Here is a 6,218-nt window from a genome sequence, read left to right as displayed (position 1 = left end):
AGCGAAAATCGGCCCCAGCGAGGACAGTTTTTGCCGAATTTGCAGCCCCATAGCCGAGCTATGGGGCAAAAAGGCGGTTAAAAATGGACCGCTGCGGTCGATTTGCAGCCGACGATTTCCAAGTCCGACAGGCTCCTAGGGTACCGATTCGCCTTCCAGCGCGCGCCGCCGCGCGACCCCTCAGGCCAGCGCCAGGAACTTGGCGATCTGCGGCAGGTGCTCGGCAAAGTTGCTCAGGGCGTGGTCTCCCCCTTCGCCCACGATCTGCAGCGCAGCCGGGTACCGCTGGGCCATTTCGCGCCAGTCCAGCACTTCGTCGCCCTTGGCGATGATGGCCAGCTCTGCGCCCGCAGGTGGGCGGCCGCGCATGTCCAGCGTCTGCAGCTCGGCGATGTATTCGGGCAGGAAGAAGAACCGGTCGGAAGGGTCATGCCAGCTTGACTGCTCGCCGATGTATTTGGCGAGGTCCCGCGCAGGGTCCACGGCCGGGTTGAGCATCACGCTGGGGCATGCCACCTGCTGCGCGACCCAGCTGGCATAAAAACCCCCCAGCGACGAGCCCATCACCGCCATCGATTCACGCGGCCAGGCGGCGATGCCCTGGGCCACCAGCGCCATCGCGGCCCGAGGCGAGGGCGGTAGCTGCGGGCACCACAAGGTGACCCCGGGATGGTGCTGCTGCACGTAGGCCGCCGTCTGCCGCGCCTTGGCTGACTGGGGGGAGGAGCGGAAACCGTGCAGGTACAGCAGGTGGGTGGTGGATGGCATGGGCGGTGTGGTGCTCCGGGAGTGGCGGGGCAATCAGGGTGAGGGCAACGCACGCGGGCGCGGGGGGGGCACGCAGGCGCCGATAATTGCACGATGGCCATTGTTTTTGAAAAACCCTCGCTCGCCCAGCGCGCCTTGCCGCTGTTCAGGGGGTTTGATCTTCCACTGCTGATCATCATTGCGCTGCTGGCGGCCGCGGGTCTGCTGGCGATGTATTCAGCGGGCTTTGACCACGGCACGCGGTTTGTGGATCACGGGCGCAACATGGTCATCGCGGCCATGATCCTGTTCATCGTGTCGCAGGTGCCTCCCCAGAAAATCATGCAGTTTGCGGTGCCGCTGTATGTGGCCGGGGTGGTGCTGTTGGTGGCGGTGGCGCTGTTTGGCATCACCAAAAAAGGCGCGACACGCTGGATCAATGTGGGCATCGTGATCCAGCCCAGCGAGATTTTGAAGATCGCCATGCCGCTGATGCTGGCATGGTGGTTCCAAAAGCGCGAGGGTGCGCTCAGGCCCCTGGATTTCGCAGCGGCCGGGGTGTTGCTGGCAATTCCCGTCGGGCTCATCATGAAACAGCCCGATCTGGGTACGTCGCTGCTGGTGCTGGCGGCAGGCCTGTCGGTGATTTACTTTGCCGGTTTGTCCTGGAAGCTGGTGCTGCCGCCCGTGCTGTTGGGCGGTTTGGGGATTTTTGTGCTGGTGCTGCTGGGTGACCGGTTGTGCGCGGACGGCGTGCGCTGGTCCATCTTGCACGACTACCAGCAGCAGCGCATCTGCACGCTGCTGGACCCCACCCGCGACCCGCTGGGCAAGGGCTTTCACATCATCCAGGGGATGATCGCCATCGGCTCCGGCGGCATCTGGGGCAAGGGCTTCATGGCGGGCACGCAGACGCACCTGGAATTCATCCCTGAACGCACCACCGACTTCATCTTTGCCGCGTTTTCCGAAGAGTTCGGCCTGGCGGGCAACGTGTTTTTGCTGGTGTGTTTCCTGCTGCTGGTGTGGCGCGGCCTGGCGATTGCGGCAGGCGCAACCACGCTGTTTGGCCGCCTCATGGCGGGGGCAGTGTCGATGATCTTCTTCACCTATGCCTTTGTGAACATGGGCATGGTCAGCGGCATCTTGCCCGTGGTGGGGGTGCCGCTGCCTTTCATCAGCTACGGTGGCACGGCGATGGTGACCCTGGGGCTGGCACTGGGCATCCTGATGTCTGTGGCCCGCGCCCAGAAGCAGGACCCCAATGACCCACGGGCAGCGCCGTACGCCCCGTTGACCTGAACGGCCTTGCGCCGCACCAGGCATGCATGGCGGCCTAAAATGGCTGCATGACCTTACGCTCCAACATCGCCGCGCCCCAGCGCACAGCCACCAGCCAGCGCATCGACGTGGCGCGGGATCTGCTGCTATCGCCCTTCGGGCTGGATGAAAGCCATCTGGCCCGCGCGCTGGCCGAGATCCGCACGCACCAGGTGGATGATGCCGACCTGTACTTCCAGTACACACGCAGCGAAGGCTGGAGTCTGGAGGAGGGCATCGTCAAGACGGGCTCGTTCAGCATTGACCAGGGGGTGGGCGTTCGGGCGGTCAGCGGCGAGAAGACGGCCTTTGCCTATTCGGACGACATCTCTGAAGCCTCGTTGCTGGATGCGGCGCGCACTGTTCGGTCTATTTCGGCTGTTGCGCAAGCTGGCAAAGTGCGGGTTGCTCCTAAAAAAGTAGCGCCTGGCCGCAGCCTGTATCCGGGCGTTGATCCCATCGCATCGATGGACAGCACCGCCAAGGTCGCCTTGCTGGAGCGCCTGGAGCAGCGCGCCCGCGCCAAGGACCCTCGCGTGGCGCAGGTCATGGCGAGCCTGTCCAGTGAATACGACGTGGTCCTGGTGGCCCGCGCTGACGGCACGCTGGCTGCCGACGTGCGGCCCCTGGTGCGCCTGTCGGTCACCGTGATCGCCGAGCAAAACGGGCGTCGCGAGATGGGTTCGGCCGGTGGCGGAGGCCGCTTCGGTCTGGCTTACTTTGATGATGCCCAGATGGGGCGCTATGTGGACGAGGCCGTGCACGCGGCACTGGTGAATCTCGAATCGCGGCCCGCGCCCGCGGGCGAGATGACCGTGGTGCTCGGCCCCGGCTGGCCCGGAATCCTGCTGCACGAGGCCATCGGCCACGGGCTGGAGGGCGACTTCAATCGCAAAGGATCAAGCGCGTTCAGTGGCCGCGTCGGCCAGCGCGTGGCGGCCAAGGGCGTGACCGTGCTGGACGACGGCACGATCGCCGATCGCCGTGGATCGCTGAACGTGGACGACGAAGGCAATGCCAGCCAGCGCAGCGTGCTCATTGAGGACGGCATCCTCAAGGGTTACATCCAGGACTCGCTCAATGCGCGCCTGATGGGTGTAGCGCCCACCGGCAATGGCCGCCGCGAGAGCTATGCGCACATGCCCATGCCGCGCATGACCAACACCTACATGCTGGGCGGCGACAAGGACCCTGCCGAGATCGTGGCCAGCATCCAGAAAGGCCTGTTTGCCAGCAATTTCGGCGGTGGCCAGGTGGACATCACGTCCGGCAAGTTCGTGTTCTCGGCCAGCGAGGCGTATTGGGTGGAAAACGGCAAGATCCAGTACCCGGTCAAGGGCGCGACCATCATTGGCAGCGGCCCGGAGTCGCTCAAGAAGGTGACGATGATCGGCAACGACATGCGCCTCGATAGCGGGGTGGGCACCTGCGGCAAGGAAGGCCAGAGCGTGCCGGTGGGCGTGGGGCAGCCAACGCTGCGCATTGAGGGCCTGACGGTGGGCGGCACGGCCTGACAGGCCCTGGGCCATCGGCCCCCGGAGCGCGCTCGACCCTCTCAATGGCCCGCGCACCCGTCGCACGCGGCGATCGGGTGTTGCTGTGGGGTGACAAACCCGAAGGGCGTTCGCAGTGGTTTTGGGCTGTGGTGTGCGCTGTCAGCGCACAATGATGCGATGCCCGTCCAGCGATCGAGTCATCAGCTCACCCTGCAGTCTTTCGGAGAGATCAGCCGCTTCCTGCGCGAAGGCGTTGCCGATGAAGAATCGCGCCAGTTGCGCGACAGCCTGGGCGCTTTGTCGGAGCAGATCGACGCTGTGGTGCGCACCCGCCGCACCAGCACCGATACCGCAGAGATCATCCAGCGGGTTGAAGCACTGTCCACCTGTACCCGCGAACACCAGTTTTTCCTCACGGGGCTGGGTTCGGGCTGGCGCGGTCTGTATGAGTTCGGGTTTTACCAGGGCGCTTTGCGCGAGCTGCGTCGCGCCATTGACGCATGGCAGCAGACGCTCGAAAGGCGCAGCTCCCGTGAACGCGCCAGCTTCGATGCGTTTGAATTGCTGGCATGGCGCACCCTGGGCGAAGCGCTGCTGCTCATCGACATGTACGAGCAAAGCAGCAACCCGCCCAGCGAAATGCCGGGCCCGCCCGCTGACCCTGCCGGGGCGGTGACGCGAATGCTGGGCTGGCTCGGGCGCTTGCGCGGGTAGCGGGCTGCGTTGGACTGTTGCGCTCGGTGCCTCGGGCAACCGCAGCGCTCAACATCAATCCACGGTGCGCGACAGCATCCCCCGTGCGCTTTGGGGTTGGCCGACCAGGCTCCACCGCAAGCTGCCTTCACCCGCAAGCAGGTTTTCGCCGTTGCCTGATTGCAACAACTGCGGGTGCGCGTTCCCGGCACATCCTGTGCTACAGTGAAGTCATGTCGTTGTGCCGCGCTTTTTATTTTTGGTTTTCGATCTCGGTCCGAGGCGGATGAGAGGAAAACGCGCAAGCAAACACAAGCTTTCCATACCAACCGCCGACGCTGCAAAGCCCGGCGGTTTTTGTTTTTTCAGCCTTTCCGTTTTTCAACCATTCACAGACCACCAGGAGCGACCATGACGGCCCAAGCCAACCCTACCAGCGATGCCTGGTACCGCAGCGTCGAGAAGACAAGCCAGACCGACGACGAACGTATCAAGGACATCACCGTGTTGCCTCCTCCCGAGCATCTGATCCGCTTTTTCCCGATTGGCGGCACGCCTGTCGAGGCGTTGATCAAGCAGACCCGCAAGACCATTCACGACATCATGGTCGGAGACGATGACCGCCTGCTGGTCGTCATCGGGCCCTGCTCCATTCACGATCCGGTGGCCGCGCTTGAATACGCTCGCAAACTGCGCGACGTGCGCGAGCATTACAAGGACACGCTGGAAATCGTGATGCGCGTGTATTTCGAAAAGCCGCGCACCACCGTGGGCTGGAAGGGGCTCATCAACGATCCCTACCTGGATGAGACCTACCGCATCGACGAAGGCCTGCGCATTGCCCGCCAGTTGCTGATTGACATCAACCGCCTGGGCGTGCCCGCGGGCAGCGAATTCCTGGATGTGATTTCGCCCCAGTACATTGGCGACCTCATCAGCTGGGGCGCCATCGGCGCGCGCACCACCGAAAGCCAGGTGCACCGCGAACTTGCGTCCGGCCTGTCGGCACCCATTGGCTTCAAAAATGGCACCGACGGCAACATCCGCATTGCCACGGACGCCATCCAGTCGGCCAGCCGGGGCCACCACTTCCTGTCGGTGCACAAGAACGGGCAGGTCGCCATCGTCAATACCAACGGCAACCAGGATTGCCATGTCATCCTGCGCGGCGGCAAGGCGCCCAACTACGACGCAGCCAGCGTTGCCGCAGCCTGCAAGGACCTGGAGGCCGCCAAGCTGCCTGCCACCCTGATGGTGGACTGCAGCCACGCCAACAGCAGCAAGCAGCATGAAAAGCAGCTCGAAGTCGCACGCGACGTTGCGGGCCAGGTGGCGGGTGGCTCGCGCAGCATTTTCGGCCTGATGATCGAGAGCCACCTCACGGCAGGCGCGCAGAAGTTTTCGCCGGGCAAGGACCAGCCCAGCGCGCTGGAGTACGGCAAAAGCATCACCGATGCCTGCCTGGGCTGGGACCACTCCATGCAGGCGCTGGCCGACCTGTCGGCGGCGGTTGAAACGCGCCGCACCCGCTGAGCCTTGCGGTGTTGCTCCTCCTTGCAGGCACGAGCCTGCCGCGTCGTCGCGCCTTGCCTGGCGCCCCAACAGCAGCGCTGGCAAATGCATCCAACTGCCGTTTTTAGGCTCAGCCTAAAAACGGCAGTTGACCGCTTGTTTTCATCCCGCACACCGCACGGACTCGAGCCTTGGGTAGTTTTTGCAGCCTCACCTTGGGGGTGACAGCGCTCTGCACTTGCCAGCACCGCTTTTGGAGCGCCATGCGGTGTTGCTCCTCCTTGCAGGCACGAGCCTGCCGCGTCGTCGCGCCTTGCCTGGCACCCCAACAGCAGCGCTGGCAAATGCATCCAACTGCTGTTTTTAGGCTCAGCCTGGTCGGCCTGCCCGGTGTCTTGAGCGCCGGTCACCACGGGAGCGCCCGTGCGCGCCCGTGGCCTGGTGGAAAGC

Annotated in this window: 5 protein-coding genes; 4 read left to right on the top strand and 1 reads right to left on the bottom strand. The window is 64.2% G+C overall.

From position 1 onward, the window contains the following. Positions 1-180 precede the first annotated feature (180 nt). Complete coding sequence (locus ACK543_RS09280; protein WP_409942566.1) at positions 181-768, bottom strand: YqiA/YcfP family alpha/beta fold hydrolase; 588 nt, start codon at positions 766-768, stop codon at positions 181-183. Positions 769-861: 93 nt separating this feature from the next. Between ACK543_RS09280 and rodA the strand changes: the two genes are divergently transcribed. The 4 genes from rodA to ACK543_RS09260 all read left to right on the top strand — a co-directional run bounded on the left by rodA (position 862) and on the right by ACK543_RS09260 (position 5,789). Then, positions 862-2,049, top strand: coding sequence for a rod shape-determining protein RodA (rodA, locus tag ACK543_RS09275; protein WP_409942565.1), 1,188 nt, complete (start codon positions 862-864; stop codon positions 2,047-2,049). Positions 2,050-2,096: 47 nt separating this feature from the next. Beyond that, positions 2,097-3,581, top strand: coding sequence for a metalloprotease TldD (gene tldD / locus ACK543_RS09270; RefSeq protein WP_409942564.1), 1,485 nt, complete (start codon positions 2,097-2,099; stop codon positions 3,579-3,581). Positions 3,582-3,740: 159 nt separating this feature from the next. Beyond that, entirely contained in the window at positions 3,741-4,277 is a 537-nt protein-coding gene (locus ACK543_RS09265; RefSeq protein WP_409942563.1) for a hypothetical protein, read from the top strand. 390 nt (positions 4,278-4,667) lie between these two features. Beyond that, positions 4,668-5,789 carry a 3-deoxy-7-phosphoheptulonate synthase gene (locus tag ACK543_RS09260; protein WP_409942562.1) on the top strand — a complete coding sequence of 374 codons (1,122 nt, stop codon included), beginning with the start codon at positions 4,668-4,670 and terminating at the stop codon, positions 5,787-5,789. Positions 5,790-6,218 lie beyond the last annotated feature (429 nt).

The sequence above is a fragment of the Acidovorax sp. genome (assembly GCF_046341535.1).
Lineage (GTDB): Bacteria > Pseudomonadota > Gammaproteobacteria > Burkholderiales > Burkholderiaceae_C > Acidovorax.
The sequence above is the reverse complement of the archived record's forward strand: the minus strand, read 5'-3'. Positions and strand labels throughout refer to the sequence as shown.

Bases quoted from the DNA above. Each gene is read 5' to 3' on its own strand.
- ACK543_RS09280 (WP_409942566.1), bottom strand. From the start codon at position 768: ATGCCATCCACCACCCACCTGCTGTACCTGCACGGTTTCCGCTCCTCC.
- rodA (WP_409942565.1), top strand. From the start codon at position 862: ATGGCCATTGTTTTTGAAAAACCCTCGCTCGCCCAGCGCGCCTTGCCG.
- tldD (WP_409942564.1), top strand. From the start codon at position 2,097: ATGACCTTACGCTCCAACATCGCCGCGCCCCAGCGCACAGCCACCAGC.
- ACK543_RS09265 (WP_409942563.1), top strand. From the start codon at position 3,741: ATGCCCGTCCAGCGATCGAGTCATCAGCTCACCCTGCAGTCTTTCGGA.
- ACK543_RS09260 (WP_409942562.1), top strand. From the start codon at position 4,668: ATGACGGCCCAAGCCAACCCTACCAGCGATGCCTGGTACCGCAGCGTC.